This window comes from Bacillus sp. AY18-3 (assembly GCF_008042305.1).
In the GTDB taxonomy this organism is placed as follows: domain Bacteria; phylum Bacillota; class Bacilli; order Bacillales; family Bacillaceae_G; genus Bacillus_A; species Bacillus_A wiedmannii.
In genome coordinates, this window is sequence record NZ_QKQR01000046.1 from 1 (window position 1) to 19,880 (window position 19,880).

Here is a 19,880-nt window from a genome sequence, read left to right on the forward strand (position 1 = left end):
GTTATAAAACGTGTGTAAATAGCAATATAAATTTATTAAGTAAAACATAAAATGAATTTAATAATTTATATTTTGTATAGAAATAATTTTTCTGTATAAAAATTTCTTGTCGATCAAAAATATTTTTGATTCGATAATTCTTAATGGATTATTGATTTGAATTTGCTGTGATGGATTTATAACAAAAAGAATGATAAAAACTGTAGAAATTCGTTTAGATACGATTTTATGTAAATCTCACTAAAAATCTCCGCTCCGTCTCATTAAGTATAGTTTACTTGGTTTTTGATACCTGATATCGCTTTTTTCTACAACTGCCTATAATATATATTATGTTAACTAACTTAAAATAATAAACTTATTAAATGTTAGTATAGGTGATTAGCCTCCCCTTGTTCTTTTTAATCATTCTGTGTGATGGATTGTTTAGTTGTTTGTTTTTTTGTTGTTTTATAAGTTGTTGATAAAAATGTCTCCAGATATAAATTATATTTAAGACAATAAAAAATGCAATTCGTTTTAAATGAACGCATTAAACGAATTGCATTGATATGATTACGAATAAGTTTTTAAAATTAGTTTGCTACAGCAATTGCTTCGATTTCAATTAATAAGTTATCGTTAATTAACTTTCTAACTTCTACAGCCGAACTTGCTGGTGGATTCTTAGTATCAATGTATTGATCTCGAATATCTCTAACAATGGCCATTTGAGCAATATCTGTTAAGAAAAACGTTAATTTTACTACATCATTAAATTGTAATTCCGAAGTTTCTAATGCACTTTTAATGTTTTCGAATACTTGTCGTGTTTGTGTAGCTAAATCACCAACGCCAACTATTTGACCATCAGTATTGATTGCTACTTGTCCAGATATGTAAATTGTTCGTTTAGCGTTACTAACTTCGACAACATGCGAATATCCAAAAGTTGGTGGCATCGTTTCTGGATTGATAAATTTCTTTTGCAAGGTGTCCCTCTCCTTTTTTAGCAAATTAATTATAAAATCTATGTATTTGTTATGTTCTATAAATAAAACTAAGAATCCTTTAATGATTTCAAATTAAAAACCTTAGTATTGCTATCTTCATACCTATACTAAGGTTTTCTAGAGTTTTATATTTAGTTATCGCTAGTGGAACTTGTCAAACTAATCTTTTCATACTCTGTTTTCAATTGATTATCATTTTTTAACCAACGTTTAAAAGTCGATTCGCTTTTTTCTAAATTTGAACAAGTTATAGCATTACACTTATCTTTCATGTATGCTTTAAGGAAATTTTGTTTTCTTTGTTTAACGGCGGTTTGAGTTTGTTTTAGTTTTCGATCTTGTAATTGGTCTAAACTTAGACTTTCTTTCTGAAATACTTCATATTTTCTATGCAAATAAATATCTTTGTCTTTATAAATCCAATTTAAAAATAGTTGTATTGATTTTCTTCCAGATAAAATAACGCGATAATGTTTGTTTTGATTTAGTAAATCGGCTCGTAAATTGTGATTTTGAAGAATTTGATGTAAAGAATTCATAAATCTATATGATCCTCCTACAAAGCTTACTATATAATTTTCATACTTGACGTAACCATCCCCATCAAAATATCCACGAACAAAATGATGTAAATATTCTTCAGGCACGAATGGGAATTTGATATTTAATGATTTACATGGCATGATTCCATGTATATTCATAAGGTCGTCTTTTATTGTTTTGCTATTAATGTTTAGCATATATACGCCTGTTTTTTTATTTTGATATAGTGGCTGGTTGGTGTGTAGTTCTTGTTTTATATCTTCTAAAATGTAACTTTCTTTTTGAGATATACTGACACATTGATTTTCTTTCTGTATAACACCATCTGCTGCTATAAATCCTAAAATATAAGCCATGTTATTTGACCATGTTTTAAAATAATCTTCTGATATGTCATACTTCCTGTTCTAACTCCCTATAGCACGCCTTGGAACGTTATTGTCTGTTAAAACCATACGAATATATCTAGCAGACACATTGGCAAGCGTAGCTATTTCTGAGGTACTCTTCCCTTCTGCATATAGCTGAGTTATTTGAGATTTTGATAGTTTACATTTTGATTTCTTTTTTCTCTCTATTTGCACTTACATCCTCTCCTTCCTTTTAATAATTAGAGACGTATTTTCTTCTACAACATATAACAAAACGTATGTTCTTTGTTGTTTATAAGAAAGTATTTACCAAATTAAAACAATTTACATTTACTTTATATTTGTTTTATCTGCTGCCTGATTTATTTTTTATATATAAGAATAATGAATTTGACAAATTTATGAAATGTACTGAATTTAAGATGAAAGGTAAATTAATTTCGTTTAAACTACAAATAGCTACAATAACAACATACGTATATTGTTAAACGTAAAAAGGAGAACGAATGAAAAAGAAATATATGAATCAAATTCATACTGATGTAAGTTTTAAACCGAAAGATATAATCGGTTTAATGACTGATTACTTTAAAATGAAATCAAAGCTGCGTCCTTTAAAGAATTTACCTATTGTTTTATCGGATAAAAATAATGAGTCTTTAGAGAGTGTGACATGGTTTGGGCACTCTGCTTCTCTTTTGAAAATAGAAGATAAAACATTGTTATTAGACCCAATGTTTGGAGATGCCTCTTCCCCATTTCCTCTGTTTAATAGTAAACGTTATAGTGGTATTTTTTCTTTAGAACGTGAAGACCTTCGAGAAATTGATGCGATTATCATTTCACATAATCACTATGACCATTTGAATTACAAGAGTATTATGCAGTTAAAAGATCGTGCGAAGCATTTTTATGTTCCAACTGGAGTTGCGCAATATTTAATTAAATGGGGTGTTTCACCTAGCAAAATTAGTGAACATAATTGGTGGGACGAAATTACGTTTGATAATATAAAATTAGTTTGCGCACCTGCAAGGCATTTCTCAGGACGAAGTATGACAGATAGAGATTGTTCGTTATGGTGTTCATGGCTTATTCTTGGTCAAGAGACTAAAGTTTTCTTTAGTGGTGATAGCGGGTATGCTCCTCACTTTAAGGAGATTGGTGATAAATACGGTCCATTCGATCTTACGTTAATGGAATGCGGGCAATATGATCCAAGGTGGTCTGCTATTCATATGTTACCAGAAGAGACAGTGCAAGCTCATATTGACGTGAAAGGAGAATTACTTCTTCCGATTCATTGGGGTGCCTTTACATTATCATTACATGAATGGAGTGATCCTATTGAACGTGTGACAAAAGAAGCAAAGCGTTTAGGAGTTAATATTGCAACGCCACAAATTGGTGAATCTATCACGTTAAAATCTACAGACTATCCTTCATCAACTTGGTGGAGAGAAATTTAACTATAAATAAAAAAGAGCGATCTCTATTATAAGGAATTCGCTCTTTTTCTGTATTTAACCTTATTTCACTATATTTGCTTTACCGCTATCTAAAACTCTATTTGTTTGTACAGAGGTAATATTAATAACCGTATTCATACTTTTATCAGTTAGTTCAATAAGTTCGTTTTGGTGATTGATTTTCTGTAAATCCCACACCATTCCATTAAACTCGTTATGTTGTCCACTTACTCTTAATATATTTTTCGTGTTACTTGATGGCTGTAATTGTAGATTTGTAAATTGATTACCGCTAATTTCATTTGGTGTAGTTACATTACTATCCATATAAATCATATTTACACAATCTTCAAGTGAGAAGTTTATAAAACGGTTGGCATTTATCCAAGCATAACCAGATTGCGGTTTCTTTGCTACTAATTTCAGCCCAGTTTCCATTCCTACAACTTTTATATTTTCAAAGTTAATAAATGAAATTTCATTTTCTTTCCCACCAGAATACAAAGAAATTCCAGTACCTTTATTTGTTTCTGTCCAATTAATAATATTTATATCTTTTATTTGTGTTTTGTGCCAAGTGTTATAATACTTATTTTTGCCGTCTAAATATATAACTTCAGAATTAAATGTAGGATCGTTTACAGCTATATAGGCTCCTTCGATAGAAGCGTTTTTTTCTAATTCTAGAACTCTGAAATTACCTTCAACAACAAACTGTGTTCCATAACCGAATAATAATTTTACACCTTTTTTCACTACGATTGGTGACGTGATTTTATACTTCTTATCCTCAAGCAATACTGTTTTAATTGTACTTGATTCTGCTTTATTAATAGCAGATTGTATTTTGTGTGAATCATTTTTACCTTTAAAGTCTTCTACATACACTTTATCATTTTTAGCTACGCTATCTTTTTTGTTGTATTGATAAAAAGCAAAAGTAATTAAAACTACAGCTATGAGTAAAATAATTATTTTCTTCATTACACTCATCCTCATATAAGTTTTCTCCTTAGCTACTCTTCGAATAATCTATGGCTTTTATATTTAGGTTATAATGATTGTGCTGTGTATTATAGATTACAATTCCTTCTTTTTATAATTGAACTATATTATCTATAGAACTATCCTGCTTAATCAATTCCGCATTCCTATAATCTATTAATTTATGATTAGATAAAACAAAATTGTGTTCTAATATTAATTCATTGTGGAGTAAATCCGGTAAAAATTTAGGTATCATCTCTCCTACGCCGTAATTATAGTCACTTAGAATCCAAGAAATCTCTTTCCAATCTAAAATTCCTTCTGATACTTTTTTGGGAGTGTGATATGTAAATTCATTATGTAGCTCTACTAAATAAACATACATACCACCAGAGTAAGATGAGTCCTCCCACTTAATAATGCCTTTAAACTGAATTTGTTCATGCGTAACTTCTATACTAGTCTCTTCTTTTATTTCACGAATCGCATTTTCTAAAGGTGTTTCTCCCTTTTCTATCTTTCCACCTACCCCGTTCCATAATCCTTTTACAGGGGCATATTCTCTATTTAACATAAGTATCTCTTCATTTCTCTTTATAAAACATAAAGTGTGCTTGTACATAATGTGATTCCTTCCTTTGTTATTAATAAGCTCTTACTGGAGATATAAGATGTACTGCTGCAGATGGTGTCCCTGCTTCAATTAATATTGGTCTCATAGAACCGCTGAAACTTAAAGTAACCGTTTCTTCTTTTATCGCCTTTAAAGCATCCATCATAAATCGTCCATCGAAAGATATATTTAATTGTTTTTCACCTTGAATCTCATCTATCTGTTGTGTCTCGGATATTTTTCCAATCTGAGAAGCGTTAGAAGAAATTTTAATTGTGGATTCGTCTATAATTTCTAAGTTAACATTGTTATTTGCCCATTCACTTGATAATAAGCTGGATCGATCTACACCTTGTAAAATTCTTTTTCTATCTACGTTAATGACTGTTTGAAATTCATTTGGAATTAAACTAGATATATTAGGATATTTTCCTTCAATTAATCTTGAATATAATGTAGTTGTACCGAATGTAAAAATAATGTGACTTTCTGAAAGATAGATGTATACGAATTCTGAATTACTATTCATTAATTTTAGCAGTTCACTAATAGTTGCACTTGGTACAATACAACTTGCTTTCACCTCTGTAGAAATTATCGTTTCGCGTATAGCAAGTCTATGTGAATCAGTTGCAGCACAAATTAATTTGTTGTGTTCTAATTCGATATGTACTCCCGTAAGAACGGGTCTAGATTCATTTTTAGCTACTGCAAAGACAGTTTGTTTAAATACTTCAATCAATTGTTCTGTTTCTGCTTGTATTTTTGCATGATCGTCTATAAGTGGTACATTCGGAAACTCATATGCTGGAAGTCCATTTAAGTTTAATGTGATTTCTTCTGACTGTATCTTAATTATTTGCTCATTCGTACTTTTTATTGATACATCGCTTGGCATTTTTTTTATAATTTCAATGAAATATTTTGCAGGTACTACAATAGTTCCTGCTTTTACTATAGTTGTAATTTGGTCGCCTTCAGTGGAACTAGGGATGAATTTTTCGATGAAAATATTTGAATCACTTGCGATTAAAGTAATTCCCGATTGATCTACAGTTATTTTTATGCCAGATAATATAGGGATTATAGCTTTGGTAGATATAGCTTTATTTACTTCTGAAAGTGCTTGAGTGAAATGTTTATGATTAACGATAAACTCCATTTTTTCCCCGCCTTACATGAATTGATAATGTTATGAAGATTGATGAACGATTGTCCCGTTAAAAAAGTAAGGTACTGTTTCTTTCCTTTGTAATGTATTTAATAAGTGTACTGGTATACGTAAATGCGGTGCTGCTCTATGTAATTCCATCCAGGTAATTTCTTCAATTTCTTTTGGCCTTGTTATAGTTGCCTGCCCGTCAATTATTTCACCTAAAAAATTAAAGAAAATTGCATGGTGTCCTCTCTCTTCGAAAAAAGCTTCACTAATGTAACAAATACCGTTTACAGTTATATGTAGCCCGGTTTCTTCTTTCACTTCCCGAGTTACTGCCTCTTCTAACGTTTCTCCCAATTTAACTGCGCCACCTGGTAGCGTGTAATAAGAACCGTTCTTTCCTTTATTTTTTACCATTAAGATCTTTTCATTTGTTTTATCGTATAAAAGTGCATATGTAACATTTACTTTTTTCATACGTACCTCCTCTGTTTTTACTAAAAGGAATTTTCTGTCTATTTATCATTCTATCATTAACTTGTTTTAATAGTAAGTTCACGAAGTATTAGAATAAAAATTGATTAAATTAATACTAAATGAAAATGCCAGAATAACTCCTAAATTAGTAAAAACCCCGCTCCTATTTTGAGACGAGGTTAAACTTATATAACAAACGGCAAATTAACGTTTCTTTAGATCAATTTTAAAAGTATACAAATGAAACCCGTATTTTTTGTTAATAGCCAAAGATTTTTTACTTCCCAATTTCACAAAGTAGTTTTATCTCTTTGATTTGTTCTATATGACGCTGTTCATGCAAATAGATCAGTTCTATCCACTGATCAAGAAGTAATTCTCCAAGAGCTGGATGCATCACTGATTTAATCGTTAATATAGATTCATCTTCTATTGTACTTAGGAAACGCATTAATTCTTTTCTCGATTCGTTTAACATATCGATTATTTTCTGCACTTCAAATGGTTCTAAACTTGGTTCAATCATTCCTGGAGCTATAAATTTTAGCGATCTATCTTGTAATATAGAGCGGATTTCTCGACGCTCTTTTAGGGTACTATCAATCTTTTTTAAGCCAGATGAAATAACCTTTATGACCACTTTATCCAATAAAACTAAGTGATGACATACTTGTGCTATACTCCATTTATTCTTGTCTGGCTTACTATTGAATTGAGCATCATCCAATATCATAATTTCCTCGAATAGATGTTTTCTCGTTTCATCAAACCTATCATTTACAAATGAATTCATAACATTCCCCCCCTTCATCTGAATGCATATATTTAGATGCCTATTTTAGGTATATTCGCTATAAAATAATTAGTTTCCCGTAACTAATATTCCACTTCGATCTTTTTTTGCTTTAGAAGTGCCTCTAAATATGAATTCACTCAAGATTCTCCTTTAAATGCATAATCCAAAAGGATAAATTTGTATTCAAAATACTAATGTTAATTCAATATACACTTTATAAACGTTTTTCTAAATAGTAATGATTATGTCCTTTCGGATGATCTTCACTTACTCCAATCACTTTATATCCATGCTTTTTATAAAACGCAGGTGCCTGAAAGCTAAAAGTATCTAAATTGATTATCCTGCACTCTTGTTCAATTGCAAATTCTTCAATAAGCTTTATTAATTGGCTTCCGTAGCCTTCGTGTCTATACTCTTCAGAAACCCAAAGGAAATCGACATGTACGTGGTGCCAAAATGTAATTGCAGTTATTCCGCCTACAATTTCTTCCTTTTCATTTCTCACTATAAAACTAATTTTTTCTGAAGGCTTTTTCTCTTCATCCGAAATATGTTTTTGGTTATATTCAATTACTTTTTCTCTTATGTAATCACTATCTTCTTGGACCCATTGTTTTACTATTTTCATTTTAAGTAGCACACTCCTTTTAAAGTATCTATTCAATTTAATAATCGTAATATCCTGTCTAACTTAATAGTCGTAGAGCACTGTTTCATTTCACTAAAATAAAGAAAAGCCGTACTACATTTTATTTGTAGTACGGCTTTTTACGGCGTTTGATTCTTTTTAATCTAAGTTTCAACATATTAGTACAATAATTCAATTGTATTACTGCGGATAAGAATGAACATTCCTAAACCAATTAGAACGACTGGAACGATAATATGACAATTTCTCTCAAGTACTTTAGCTAAAATAGGAGCTCTTATCAATTTGTAGCTAATAAAACACCATATTGCTATCATGCAAAAAAAGATAATTAATGTAACAATATTTGTTTTAAGATTTTGACTAGCGAACATTGGTATATAAATCGAAATATTGTCAGCCCCATTAGCTAACGTTATCGAAGCTACTTTAAATATTGAACCAGAAACGTTATCAATGACTTCATTCCTTTTATAAGAACGAAGTGACAATATTCCTTTCACTCCCATATAAATTGGTACGAATCCTAATAATCCGATCCACGAAACTGGAATGAAAAAAGAGCTTAAAGAACCAATGATACTTAGAAAAGTAATCACACTAAATCCAAAATATTGTCCAATAACAATATAAAGTTCTTTCATCTTAGTTTTTTCTCGGACAGTCCTACCTTCTTTCTTAATTACTCCTGTCTTTACTTGTGAAAATAAAACAAGGAGTATAAAAATGTCATCAATATTTGTTGAAGTGAACGCCATAAAAGAAGAAATTATAGTTGTAACCAATATAAGCCAACTACCTTTATAATAAAATAATGGTACACAAATGAATTGCATATCTAATAACAAAGGTGGTTAATGTAGGTTTATAACATGATTTCAGTGCCTTTATAAAACAATATGAATATTTTACTAATCTGCTACTTAGTTGCTAAAGAAATAAATTACTTTATTACCTTTCAAATCATTTTCACTTATTTTGTAATATAAAAAGAGCCCTATACAAGGACTCTTTTTATAATTAAGCTACTTTCCGATATAAATGTCGTGTTTCTTTTTTGTTTTCTGCTTTTGGTGGACGAATTAATATCGAAATAATGAAGGAAATAACGCTTAAAACACCAATTATAATAAAGGTCGGTTGAAATCCACCCAGTAACGCTCCAATGAACGCTCCTGCAAGTGCACCAAACCCGAAACCTTGATATACAATCCCGTAATTTGTACTATGGTTTTTTAATCCGAAGAAATCTCCAACAATGGCTGGGAAGATTGTGATATTACCACCAAAGCAAAAGGCAACACTTGCTACACAAGCGAAATAAATGCCGTAATTTAGAGGAATGAAACTTAAAGTAAAGACTGACAATCCAATTATTATAAACGTTGCAGAAACAATTTTCATTCGACCAATTTTATCTGATAACGTTCCAAGAACGATTCTACCTACCGTATTAAAAATTGCAATCATTGCAACGGCGTTAGCGGCGGTTGCTGCACTAAGTCCAACGAGCTGTACACCAATATCTTTTACCATACCGATTAAATATAGACCGCCCATACACGATGTGAATAGCATAAAAAACAAAAGATATACTTGTTTCGTTTGCATCATTTCACGAGGCGTATAGTCATTGTTTAATGATTCAGTTACAGTGTTACTTACGATTGCTTCACGTAAGAAGAACGATCCGGTTAAAACTAAAAGCAAGACGATGATACCCCAATATAAAAATGCTTGTGATACACCAAGACTATCGATAAGACTTCCGTTTATATATCTAAAGATTAAGCTGCCCATTCCATATGCCGAAACAGATATGCCAGAAATAAGTCCTTTTCGATTTGGAAACCATTTAATTAAATTAGATAGTGATGTAATATAAGCAGTTCCATCTGCATAACCAACAACGACACCAGCTAATAAATATAGTAATGGTAAGGAAGAAACTTGTGAACTAAGTATTAAACCGAGTCCCAAAACAATCCCTGCAGTAGCGATGAGTTTACGAAGTCCTAATTTTTGCTGCAACTTTCCTGCAAATAAGGTTGAGAATGATAATGAAAAACTTGTTATGGAGAAAGTTATCGCTACGGAATTGAGGTTCCATCCAAACTTACTAACAAGGGGTTGATTAAATAAACTCCATGTATAAATTGTCCCAAGGCCAATTTGAACAATGATTGTACCTAGAACAATTAGTAACGGATTTATAGAAGTTTGTTTCATACTAACTGTCCCCTTCTTTTATCATGACATGAATTTTCACAGTTAGTATAACCATCATAAGAAGCAAGATACTGCATGAAAAATGGAAATTGAATTCATGTACACAAAAAGACACTCCATAATGAAGTGTCTTTCTGCAGGTTATATTAGATTTACTTAAAGAAAGCTTTGTTAAGATAAGACATTTTCAAATGCTTATGTATATAGAATACCAAAAGATTTCAATCATGTGATGGGACTTAAGATGTATTTTTCATTCATCATATAGTCGGATGAACGAAAAATTAATATTCAATTTCATCAAAATCCTTCGGCTGCGGTACAGTTTGCATATTAGCTGCATCTTTAGGATCGCTATAAATTGCATTTTGTTCTGTATTCATATCTTTTATATTTTGTTTTTTATTTCTATTCATTTTATCTTTCATTTTTTTCACTCCTTTTTCATTATAGGAGTAATTATGCCCTATTACCGTTACGAAATGTATCAGCGACTAAATTGCTAAATTCACGTAAATAATATAAATAATTATCACCGCCGTAGTTATACCTTTTATTATACATTTTCGCAACAACTACATTATATTCAGGTATTACTAAAAGAGTCGGTCCTGTAATTCCTAATATTTGATACGATCCTTTTGGAACTCGTTCACCAAGTTCACTTAAAAGCGTAGGTTCATTTTGAACGAACCAAAACAACCCATTTTGTGGTAGTTCTTTGTTTGCAAATGTTGGACTCTGCAAACTTGTCGCAATTTTTATAACTTCTTTTGGAACAATTTGTTTACCGTTTATCATACCTTGATTTAAATGAAGATTGCCCCAATAAGCAAATTCTCTAGCTGAGACAAATAGATTTTTTTCAGTACCATCATTTACCGTACCAATTTCACTAATCGCGTCTTCACTTGGATTATTAACAACTTTAACTAAGTTTTCATCTTCCTGAATTCTCCAACCTGTTTCTTTGAAGTTAGCTAGATCAAATACACGCTCCTTTAACAATTCAGGAAAACTTTTGCTATATAGCTGATAAATAAGACGTGTTATCATTCTGACATTAACATCTCTATACGCCCATGCTTGTCCAGGTTCAAATTCACGAAAAATCGTCCCGTCATGCGTTTCTCCTAAACCGTGCGAATGTGTTACTAAATGTCTTATCGTTGTTTTACCAAGTAATACAGGATCAAAGTCTTTAAGATACTGTATCGCTTCATCATCAATAGAGTTTATTTTCCCCTCGTAAAGCGCAAATGCTACCATTAAACCTAAATAACTTTTTCTCGCAGAAGCAACGTTGAATTGTGAGGATGCTGTTACTTTTTTACTTATAGATGTATTTGAATGGTGGCCACTATAATGCTCTAATACGATTTTGTTATCTTTTATTATGCACAGTGCTGTAGCAGAACTATGATTTTCTTCTTTTATATTTTCTACCCAAGAAATTAACTTATCGTATGTATACAAATAAATCCCCCTTAACACGAATAAAAAATTACAACATGAAAGAAAAGTATAAAATAGTATTTACACCTTTCTTTCATGTACACCATTGTTAGTTTTCTATACTTAAATGATCCACCAGTTCCAGCAGTTAAAACAACCGAAACATCCAGCGCAGCCTACACAACGACCACCGCAACCTCCACATCTTCCGCCGCCACATCCACCACAGCGACCACCACAACCTCCGCATCCGCCGCAACGACGTGCATCGTCTTGAATGTAATAGTATGGATATTGATTTTGTTGTAGTTGATCCCAATACACAACATTACCAGATTGATAATCATTAAGATTTAATGATTGTAGTTCTTGTTGAAACTGATTCATTACGAAACCCTCCATTTATAAAAATAAATTCCGTCCAAATGTTACAGTTTATCTATTTTTGCAAACAAAGTAGATAAAGGCTATAGACTAAATGCGTACATCAACAAAATATGAATAGACTAAATGCGTACATCAACAAAATATGAACTTACACTAGGTGATGTACCTTGTTTTTCAGCCTATTTTCTTAATCTCTTTTCGGTGGACGAATTTTTTAAAATTGAGGTGTTTAAAAATTACTAATCCAACAATTTACTAGTTCATCACTTAATGTTCTTTCTAGTAACTCTTTAACTGAAGGCACTGGCATGATTTTATACGTATGTAAAGCTTCTTGATTATAATCTATCCAGTGAAACGCTAAATGAGACTCTTTAGATTTTGGTATGAAATCAATATGTAACTCTTGTGAATCTATTTCAAAAATGTGATTAATTTCATGATGAAGAACTTCTCGGTCTTCCCATTTGTTTTCTATTACGCCTAAAAATTGTTTTATACTACAGTTTACTCCGAGTTCTTCTCGTAGTTCTCTTATTAATGCATTCTCAGCTGATTCGCCAACTTCAACATGACCACCTGGTAAAAAATAATGATGGCCAATATATTCAGCCACTAACAATTTTTTATCCTTTACCATAACAGCTCGTACAATGTGGTGAAATTTATTTTTCAATTGCAATTCCTCCCGGTCATTTAATGGCATCTTTCATTTCACATCTTTACTTCGTAATACTTAAACGAACAAACGATATACTTGCTCACCATCATATTCATGTCCCAATGGTTGAAAACCGTAACGTTCATATAGTTTCTTTGCAGAGATATTATCTTTATGTACTGTTAACCTTATTTCTTTACACGCCTTAAATGTGTTTTTTATTAAATATATGCTTCCCTGTAACGCCGCTTTTCCATAACCATTTCCTTGCTGCTTTTGATCGATAATAAATCCATTTATCCAATACATATCAGTTGTTTCTCTTACAACAGCATGCATAATAAAACCAACCATTAGATTGCCGTCGTATATCGCAAATGGTATGTACTCCACATTGTCTCCATCTGGTTTTATATATACTTTAGCAAGTGAAACTGCTACAGATGGAACAAAGTTTCTTTGCTCTTCTTTAACTTGTAGCTTTAAGGCATCTTCCCAATTCTCTCTCGTAACAACCTTTAACTGGACATTCAATATTTTAGGCTCCTTTATAAATAGGTTGTATTTTTATATTCAACAGAGTGACATATTCTCCTTTTTCCGACAACAACCTACAACATGATCTTATGAAATTTTTCTTTATTTAAGCGTAAAGCTGTATTGCTTCACGAAATATTAAAAAGGAACTAGCAGAGTGCTAATTCCTTTTACTAAAAAGAAAACCTTGTTATTTATCGTATCCTTTTTGAGTTTCATCATTTATTAGGTTTTCTATTTTCTTATCATCAGGTACTGGTTTCCACCAATTACCTGTAATAAATAGCATGGTTAATAAATTATAACTATCACTAAAGTAGCTTTCTTTCTTATTCTTCATCCAATCCCATCCACTATTTACCCACTTTTGATTATCGCTTTTCGTTGTACTTGCAGCAATAAACGGTGAAACAAATACAGCAGTTGGATAACTACCAATATTGGATCCGTTTAATTGATAACCATCCACAATTTTAGAAGGATTTCCATTCGCTTTATTTTGAATCCATGAAGAGACTTTATCAGAAATGACTTTACTTCTTTTCTCGCCGTACATCGCATAGTCCATTACAATTCGCAATGGTACCCGACTAGCATTGTAATAATATGCATTTGTATATTCTGACTCATCTAAGAAGTCTTTAGGTGCGGGTTGTGGTGGGGTTTTTACAACGAAATCTGAAATAAGTCCTGTATTTTGAGAGTACTTATTACTAAATTGCGTATAAACATCGTACAAATTATTAATAACAGTAAGCCAAGTTTTATCACCTGTAAATTCATAAAATGCTCTAAGGTGTGACATCATCCAATCAGATGGTCTCGTATCAAGTGAATTTTTAGAATCCCAATCTCCCAAATTTAGTCGGTTATTATTTGTAACATTACTAGCTTTAATACCTTTTGTAATCATGTCTTGTGCTTCTTTCAAATAATTAACCGTTCCATTTGATCCCCACTGCTTATGAGCAAGAAGAAGAGAATACGCAATATCTAAATCCCCATCAGTAGCAGAATCAAAATGACCTTGTGCTTTTTTACTATCTGCGACAACCCATCCCATTAAATTAGGATTTTGAGAGCTTTTAAAAGTTCTTGCTGTTTTAAATAAACCATCATAGATTTTTTGAGCATTCGAATCATAACCAGCCATTAATACTGTAATTATCATCCCATACCCTTGACCTTCTGAAGTTCCAAGTGGCTTAAACCCATCAGCATCACCCGTAATCTCTCCTTTTACGTAATAACCACCAGGTAAAGAAGATAAATCATTTTTCAAATATTTCTTTTTCCAATTATCGTAGTAACTTCTTACAGAAGCATTTAAACTTTCCTGTGTAACATGATTTGGTTTTATAACACCTGCATAATTAACTTGCTGGGGAAATGGTTTCATTTCTTTTACAGCAGCTACTTGTTGATTAACTATGGGAATAGAAGTTTGTACTGAATTGTCCGTTCCATTTGCTGCGAAACTAGAATTAGAAAAACTAGCTAGTCCGATTCCTATAATAGAAATACATGTGAAAATTTTTCTTTTTCCATTCATTATGTTGTCATCTCCTTTTAAAATGCTTACTACATAAAATGTAACATACAATATTTAACTGAAATACAAAATATTATATTTATCAACAAAAGAAAGTATAATAAAGTGGTTATGGAATGAGTTTATATTGATTTATTATTTACTAGAGTTGTATATTTTTCTTTTTTTGATAGTGATATATGAGTAATTAAAACTCCAAGTATAGTAATTCCCCCGCCAATTATTGAAACAAAAGTCGGTACTTCACCTAACCATATCCAAGCAATAAAACATGCAGTTACTGGAGTTAAATATAGAGAACTTGTTGCCTCAGCAGCACCAGAATGAGATATGATATATGCCAATGCGATATATGGGAGTACTGTTGGAAATAAACCTAAATATATAACACTCATATTCACATCAAGAGGAGCTGCTAGTATTTCTGTATACACTCCCGGCGAGAAAATAAGCATACATACAGTGCTAGATAAAATTGTATATATAGTAAATGGCAAGAAGCCATACTTTTTCAAGTAAGAAGTTTGGAAAACGAAAAATAAGCTTTCTGAAATCGCTGCTAATAATATAAATAATCCCCCACTATTCAATTGAATAGCATCTCCTTGACTAAATGATATGAAAGCAATTCCTATAAAACTAATTACACCACCGATCCAACCATTTAATTTCATTTTTTCATTCAAAAAAACAGATGCAAAAATAGCCGTTACTATAGGTGTGACTGAAACAATTAAACTTGCAGATCCAGCATTTACTGTTTTTTCGCCGTAGTTTAATGCAATGTGATAAAAAGTAAATCCTAAAGCACCAAATATAAAAATTGCTGGGATATCCTTTAAGTCCGGCAGTCGTAACTTGTATATAAAAGAAAACAACAGAAGAATAAATGAAGCAATTAATAAACGTAGTAAAGTAAGGTGCTCAGGTGTATAAGATTCGAGCCCCATGCGAATTGCTGGAAAGGCAGTCCCCCATATTAAAATCGTAAAAGCATGAGCACAAATAATCCGAAAGTCCCATTTTTTATAATTCATGTTTTTTCTCCCCCTTCAAATCAACCATTTTATAATTACCAATTATTTCTTTTCATCATATTTAATAGTTGTTACAATGTCTTCAACCAGTTATTTATCGTAAAAACCAACCACTTGGCATTTATAAAGTGAACGAGGGAGTTTTTTTATGACAACTAATAAAAAACTGCCTAAGTATCGGCAGATAGTAAACTTTATGAAAGAAAAAATTGAAAATGGAGAATGGCCTATTGGAAGTAAGATTCCTAGTCAACGGCAGTTAGCCAAATTATTTCATGTAAATCGAAGTACTGTAATAACTGCGCTAGATGAACTTATGGCAGATGGATTGATTCAAGGGAAAATTGGAGCAGGAACAATTGTAACAAATAATACATGGTCATTATTAGCGACGAATCCCCCGCCTGATTGGAGTGACTATGTAAAAGCTGGTATTCACAAACCTAGCAAGTTAATGGTACGAGAAATCAATGAAGCAGAAGCAAACAAAGAACTTATCCATCTTAGTAAAGGTGAACTTGCGCCTCAACTTTTCCCGCTAGAAACTATGCAGTCCATTATGAAAAGCGTAAGTGACGAAATAGATTATTTTGGATACGAAGAACAAAAAGGTTTTTTGCCGTTACGTGAAGCAATTAGTAAATACGTAAAATCATTCGGAATACATACTTCAGCCAGTTCTATATTAATCGTCTCTGGTGCATTACAAGCACTCCAATTAATATCAATTGGTCTTTTGCATAGAGAATCAACCGTTTTACTTGAACAACCTTCTTACTTATATTCACTTCATGTATTTCAATCAGCAAATATAAATCTATCTGGTATATGTATGGATAATCACGGTATTTTACCTAACGAATTATTAAAACGTATTAAATACAGTCAAAAGAAAAACATTTTATATTCTATCCCTAGTTTTCAAAACCCAACAGGGGCATTAATGTCTCAAGAACGAAGAAAAGAAATAATAAAAATATGTGAAAAGGAACAGTTACCTATAATTGAAGATGATATTTACCGAGAGTTATGGATTGATGAACCACCTCCACCTCCCTTAAAGTCGATAGATAAACATGGACATGTATTATATGTTGGTAGTCTTTCTAAAACACTTAGCCCAGGACTTAGAATTGGATGGATCATTGGACCCGAACCAGTTATTGATAGATTGTCAGATATAAAAATGCAAACAGACTATGGATCGAGCTCTTTATCTCAAAGAGTTGCTGCTGAATGGATAAATAAAGGTTTTTATGAAGAACATGTTGCAAACGTAAGAATTCAATTAAAAGAACGAAGACAATTCATGATACGAGCTTTAAATAAATACTGCGCAGATGTTGCATCGTGGAATATTCCTAGTGGTGGATTATTTATATGGCTAAAGATTGTACCTAACATTCCGATGAAGAAATTATTTTCAGAGGCGCTATCAAAAGGAATTCTTTTAAACCCAGGACGTATATATGAAGAAGAATCAGATCGGTACATTCGTTTATCATATGGATATGTTTCTCCAGAGCAAATGACTAGCGGAATTAAATTGTTGAGTGAATTAATCCGTAAGCTCATGGCATAACAAAAACTCCTCTTTTAACTATAGAGGAGTTTTTGTGTATCGTATTTACCACAATCTCATTTCCTGTCCCAATAAAATAAGTTCGTCATAAGGATCTCCGTCAATATTTAATACTTGAGCAAAAGCAGGTTCTGTTTTTAAACCGTTCTCTTTTAAGCGAAGAATTTCTTCCCTTATATGGGGATGCTGTATTAATAGCATGTGCTCTACTATCATATGTCTATATGCATTTTGGTTACGTACTGGCTTAGGCTGAGCAAATAATTCAAATTTAAAACCTTCAAATTCAAAATTTACCTTTATCGATTCTGTAGTTTTAATTTTTTTCTTTTTTATTTTGAATCCTTTATAAGAACCGTATAAAGATCTCATTTCCTGTTCAAAAACATCAAAGTTATGTACTTCCATTACTATATCTAAGTCAGATTGAAGAGTATCAATTCTAATAGGAATTGTCCCGCAAAGAACCGGACTATACAAAATTAAATCCTCCATAATGTTAAGTTTATTCAAAACATCATACACTTTTTGTTGCTTCTCATTCCCAGATTGTAAATATGTAATAGATGTAAACATGGAAGTCTCTCCTTCTTTTCACGTAATACGTGTCTCCGCTAAGTTCAAGAAAAATTTGTCCGTTTATATTTGTGCTAGGAGTACATTTATTTCAAAATATTAATGTGAATAAACAATGCGTTTCAACTTTCCTCCTATACTGCAATACTATAAAAATAAAAAAGGAGGAATTATTATGAGCATTTTTCACATTCTTTTAACCATCCACATATTATTTGGAACAATATGCTTAATCACCGGTATTGTAGCGATGGTTGCTCAAAAGAAGAAAGGAAAACATACGGAATGGGGTGAAATATATCATGCATCCTATGTTGTCATCACCCTTACTGCAATTATATTATCCATTATAAGCTGGGATAAAATCGCATATTTATTTTATGTAGCAATTTTCTCTTATTCATTTGCGATATATGGATACCTCGCACGAAAAAAACGTTGGAAAAATTGGCTCCATCACCATATTAGAGGTATGTTAGGTTCTTATATTGGTGCCGTTACCGCACTTTTAGTAAACGTCGGTATTCATATTCCCATAATTAATTTATTACCGCCTATATGGTTTTGGTTTTTATCTACATTAATCGGTATTCCTCTCGTAGTCAGTGTATCAAAAAAATATAAAAAGCGTAGTTAAAATTCATTACAATTTCGTTACTTTCTAATGGTAATTACAAAAAATCATACTCAATGTAATATTTTATTAACAAATTCAAATTCATATTGCTTTAAGTTCGTCACTTGGAGCTAAATAAAAAGAATCCAATAAAAATATTGGATTCTTTTTCGGATTTCATTTCAATATCGGCTCTATGTATTCAATGATGTTACCATTTGGACCACAAACTATCTTTGTATACTTGTGGGTACTTGTTGTATTGATTCAGTGATAATTACACCATTATAATTCAAGATTGTAATAACGAATGTAAACGATCCGGGTAATTCGTAAACATCCCGTCAACTCTCCATAGAAGTAACTTTTTCATATCTTTTTCATTATCTACAGTAAATGGATGAACTTCTAATCCGTGTTTCTTTATTCTCTTTACATAAGCTGAATCAATATATTTATAGTTCATCCCAATACCGATACAGTATGTTTTATACTTTTTTATCTCTAATTCAGTTAATTGAACTGCCTTTTTGTAAGGTAGTAATTGTACTAGAGGTATATGAACATCTAAACTATGAATTTTTTGCAAACTTACTTTACTAAATGATTGAATAATAACTTTATCACTTATTTCGTAGTGCTTTATAATTTCTAATAACTTTTCTTCCATACCGGGATATTCATCTGGCGATTTTGTTTCAATGTAATAATTAGTACTATTCCTGAACGTTTGAATAATTTCCTCTAGTGTTGGAACTGTAGCATCCTCAAATTCTTTCTTTGCTAAAGCTGGATGCTTTTCATTGAAAAAAGAACCTACATTTAGTTGCTTTATTTCTTCTAATGTATGTTCCTTAACTAGCCCCTTACCATTTGTAGTGCGGTTTACTGTTTCATCATGCATAGCTACTAAATGTCCATCTTTTGTCATTTGAAGATCAATTTCTATATAATCTCCTTTTAATTGTTGTCCTAGTTTATAAGCTTGTATTGTATGTTCCGGCGCATACGCAGAAGCTCCTCTATGTGCAATGTTTTTTATATGATTTGATTAATTAATAGCTTTTGTGTACTTAAGTTCATTTACTTTATGAAAAGCAAAAGTGCCTACTACTATAAAGGTGCAAATGATTGTAACGATATATATTTTTTTCATAATGATGTATTAACTCCTACATGAAAGCAATTT

General features: G+C 31.6%; 20 protein-coding genes and 2 pseudogenes. 3 read left to right on the forward strand and 19 right to left on the reverse strand.

Translation table 11 applies throughout. The features are described 5' to 3' along the window. Positions 1-575: 575 nt before the first annotated feature. Together DM800_RS27880 and DM800_RS27885 are read right to left on the reverse strand one after the other, a co-directional pair. Entirely contained in the window at positions 576-971 is a 396-nt protein-coding gene (locus DM800_RS27880) for a RidA family protein (RefSeq protein ID WP_147788085.1), read from the reverse strand. 152 nt (positions 972-1,123) lie between these two features. Further along, positions 1,124-2,119, reverse strand: a pseudogene (locus DM800_RS27885) (LAGLIDADG family homing endonuclease). A 293-nt stretch (positions 2,120-2,412) separates the two neighbouring features. On the opposite strand from DM800_RS27885, the gene DM800_RS27890 reads away from it, so the two are divergent. Further along, positions 2,413-3,375, forward strand: coding sequence for an MBL fold metallo-hydrolase (locus DM800_RS27890; RefSeq protein WP_147788086.1), 963 nt, complete (start codon positions 2,413-2,415; stop codon positions 3,373-3,375). Between the two features lie 60 nt (positions 3,376-3,435). On the opposite strand, the gene DM800_RS27895 is transcribed toward DM800_RS27890, so the two are convergent. From DM800_RS27895 to DM800_RS27960, 15 genes are all read right to left on the reverse strand, one after another. After that, a complete protein-coding gene (locus DM800_RS27895) occupies positions 3,436-4,374 on the reverse strand; it encodes a hypothetical protein (RefSeq protein WP_147788087.1) in 939 nt (312 codons plus the stop codon). A 97-nt stretch (positions 4,375-4,471) separates the two neighbouring features. Continuing rightward, positions 4,472-4,984 carry an NUDIX hydrolase gene (locus tag DM800_RS27900; protein ID WP_147788088.1) on the reverse strand — a complete coding sequence of 171 codons (513 nt, stop codon included), beginning with the start codon at positions 4,982-4,984 and terminating at the stop codon, positions 4,472-4,474. Between the two features lie 22 nt (positions 4,985-5,006). Beyond that, positions 5,007-6,137 carry a DNA polymerase III subunit beta gene (gene dnaN / locus DM800_RS27905; protein ID WP_147788089.1) on the reverse strand — a complete coding sequence of 377 codons (1,131 nt, stop codon included), beginning with the start codon at positions 6,135-6,137 and terminating at the stop codon, positions 5,007-5,009. 30 nt (positions 6,138-6,167) lie between these two features. Beyond that, positions 6,168-6,611, reverse strand: a complete 444-nt coding sequence (locus DM800_RS27910; RefSeq protein WP_147788090.1) for an NUDIX hydrolase — start codon at positions 6,609-6,611, stop codon at positions 6,168-6,170. Positions 6,612-6,888: 277 nt separating this feature from the next. Beyond that, complete coding sequence (locus DM800_RS27915) at positions 6,889-7,404, reverse strand: DinB family protein (RefSeq protein ID WP_147788091.1); 516 nt, start codon at positions 7,402-7,404, stop codon at positions 6,889-6,891. A 217-nt stretch (positions 7,405-7,621) separates the two neighbouring features. After that, complete coding sequence (locus DM800_RS27920; protein WP_147788092.1) at positions 7,622-8,038, reverse strand: GNAT family N-acetyltransferase; 417 nt, start codon at positions 8,036-8,038, stop codon at positions 7,622-7,624. A gap of 179 nt (positions 8,039-8,217) precedes the next feature. Further along, on the reverse strand, positions 8,218-8,844 hold the full coding sequence (locus DM800_RS27925) for a cadmium resistance transporter (protein WP_147788093.1): 627 nt from the start codon (positions 8,842-8,844) through the stop codon (positions 8,218-8,220). Positions 8,845-9,079: 235 nt separating this feature from the next. Then, positions 9,080-10,288: an L-lactate MFS transporter gene (locus DM800_RS27930; protein ID WP_147788094.1), complete on the reverse strand. Its 1,209-nt coding sequence runs from the start codon at positions 10,286-10,288 to the stop codon at positions 9,080-9,082. A gap of 284 nt (positions 10,289-10,572) precedes the next feature. Next, a complete protein-coding gene (locus DM800_RS29425) occupies positions 10,573-10,716 on the reverse strand; it encodes a hypothetical protein (RefSeq protein WP_098133355.1) in 144 nt (47 codons plus the stop codon). A 31-nt stretch (positions 10,717-10,747) separates the two neighbouring features. After that, on the reverse strand, positions 10,748-11,764 hold the full coding sequence (locus DM800_RS27935) for a serine hydrolase domain-containing protein (protein WP_147788095.1): 1,017 nt from the start codon (positions 11,762-11,764) through the stop codon (positions 10,748-10,750). Positions 11,765-11,866: 102 nt separating this feature from the next. Continuing rightward, positions 11,867-12,130, reverse strand: a complete 264-nt coding sequence (locus DM800_RS27940; protein WP_060486806.1) for a heterocycloanthracin/sonorensin family bacteriocin — start codon at positions 12,128-12,130, stop codon at positions 11,867-11,869. Between the two features lie 229 nt (positions 12,131-12,359). Then, on the reverse strand, positions 12,360-12,806 hold the full coding sequence (locus tag DM800_RS27945) for an NUDIX domain-containing protein (RefSeq protein WP_147788096.1): 447 nt from the start codon (positions 12,804-12,806) through the stop codon (positions 12,360-12,362). A gap of 60 nt (positions 12,807-12,866) precedes the next feature. Continuing rightward, positions 12,867-13,325, reverse strand: coding sequence for a GNAT family N-acetyltransferase (locus DM800_RS27950; RefSeq protein WP_147788097.1), 459 nt, complete (start codon positions 13,323-13,325; stop codon positions 12,867-12,869). Between the two features lie 193 nt (positions 13,326-13,518). After that, positions 13,519-14,880 carry a family 8 glycosyl hydrolase gene (locus DM800_RS27955; protein WP_147788098.1) on the reverse strand — a complete coding sequence of 454 codons (1,362 nt, stop codon included), beginning with the start codon at positions 14,878-14,880 and terminating at the stop codon, positions 13,519-13,521. Between the two features lie 122 nt (positions 14,881-15,002). Next, positions 15,003-15,917, reverse strand: coding sequence for a DMT family transporter (locus DM800_RS27960; RefSeq protein ID WP_147788099.1), 915 nt, complete (start codon positions 15,915-15,917; stop codon positions 15,003-15,005). A gap of 148 nt (positions 15,918-16,065) precedes the next feature. Between DM800_RS27960 and pdxR the strand changes: the two genes are divergently transcribed. Next, on the forward strand, positions 16,066-17,499 hold the full coding sequence (gene pdxR, locus DM800_RS27965; RefSeq protein ID WP_147788100.1) for a MocR-like pyridoxine biosynthesis transcription factor PdxR: 1,434 nt from the start codon (positions 16,066-16,068) through the stop codon (positions 17,497-17,499). Positions 17,500-17,544: 45 nt separating this feature from the next. Here the strand turns inward: pdxR and DM800_RS27970 are convergent, their stop codons facing one another. Then, on the reverse strand, positions 17,545-18,075 hold the full coding sequence (locus DM800_RS27970; protein ID WP_060486812.1) for a DUF4269 domain-containing protein: 531 nt from the start codon (positions 18,073-18,075) through the stop codon (positions 17,545-17,547). A 175-nt stretch (positions 18,076-18,250) separates the two neighbouring features. Between DM800_RS27970 and DM800_RS27975 the strand changes: the two genes are divergently transcribed. Next, positions 18,251-18,712: a DUF2306 domain-containing protein gene (locus DM800_RS27975; RefSeq protein WP_147788101.1), complete on the forward strand. Its 462-nt coding sequence runs from the start codon at positions 18,251-18,253 to the stop codon at positions 18,710-18,712. A gap of 271 nt (positions 18,713-18,983) precedes the next feature. On the opposite strand, the pseudogene DM800_RS27980 reads toward DM800_RS27975, so the two are convergent. Further along, positions 18,984-19,847, reverse strand: a pseudogene (locus tag DM800_RS27980) (glycerophosphodiester phosphodiesterase). Between the last annotated feature and the right edge of the window lie 33 nt (positions 19,848-19,880).

Excerpts from the sequence above, each read along its gene's own strand:
- DM800_RS27895 (WP_147788087.1), bottom strand. The coding sequence starts at position 4,374 with ATGAGGATGAGTGTAATGAAGAAAATAATTATTTTACTCATAGCTGTA.
- dnaN (WP_147788089.1), bottom strand. The coding sequence starts at position 6,137 with ATGGAGTTTATCGTTAATCATAAACATTTCACTCAAGCACTTTCAGAA.
- pdxR (WP_147788100.1), top strand. The coding sequence starts at position 16,066 with ATGACAACTAATAAAAAACTGCCTAAGTATCGGCAGATAGTAAACTTT.
- DM800_RS27900 (WP_147788088.1), bottom strand. The coding sequence starts at position 4,984 with ATGTACAAGCACACTTTATGTTTTATAAAGAGAAATGAAGAGATACTT.
- DM800_RS27955 (WP_147788098.1), bottom strand. The coding sequence starts at position 14,880 with ATGAATGGAAAAAGAAAAATTTTCACATGTATTTCTATTATAGGAATC.
- DM800_RS27960 (WP_147788099.1), bottom strand. The coding sequence starts at position 15,917 with ATGAATTATAAAAAATGGGACTTTCGGATTATTTGTGCTCATGCTTTT.
- DM800_RS27915 (WP_147788091.1), bottom strand. The coding sequence starts at position 7,404 with ATGAATTCATTTGTAAATGATAGGTTTGATGAAACGAGAAAACATCTA.
- DM800_RS27910 (WP_147788090.1), bottom strand. The coding sequence starts at position 6,611 with ATGAAAAAAGTAAATGTTACATATGCACTTTTATACGATAAAACAAAT.
- DM800_RS27975 (WP_147788101.1), top strand. The coding sequence starts at position 18,251 with ATGAGCATTTTTCACATTCTTTTAACCATCCACATATTATTTGGAACA.
- DM800_RS27920 (WP_147788092.1), bottom strand. The coding sequence starts at position 8,038 with ATGAAAATAGTAAAACAATGGGTCCAAGAAGATAGTGATTACATAAGA.
- DM800_RS27890 (WP_147788086.1), top strand. The coding sequence starts at position 2,413 with ATGAAAAAGAAATATATGAATCAAATTCATACTGATGTAAGTTTTAAA.
- DM800_RS29425 (WP_098133355.1), bottom strand. The coding sequence starts at position 10,716 with ATGAAAGATAAAATGAATAGAAATAAAAAACAAAATATAAAAGATATG.
- DM800_RS27940 (WP_060486806.1), bottom strand. The coding sequence starts at position 12,130 with ATGAATCAGTTTCAACAAGAACTACAATCATTAAATCTTAATGATTAT.
- DM800_RS27970 (WP_060486812.1), bottom strand. The coding sequence starts at position 18,075 with ATGTTTACATCTATTACATATTTACAATCTGGGAATGAGAAGCAACAA.
- DM800_RS27930 (WP_147788094.1), bottom strand. The coding sequence starts at position 10,288 with ATGAAACAAACTTCTATAAATCCGTTACTAATTGTTCTAGGTACAATC.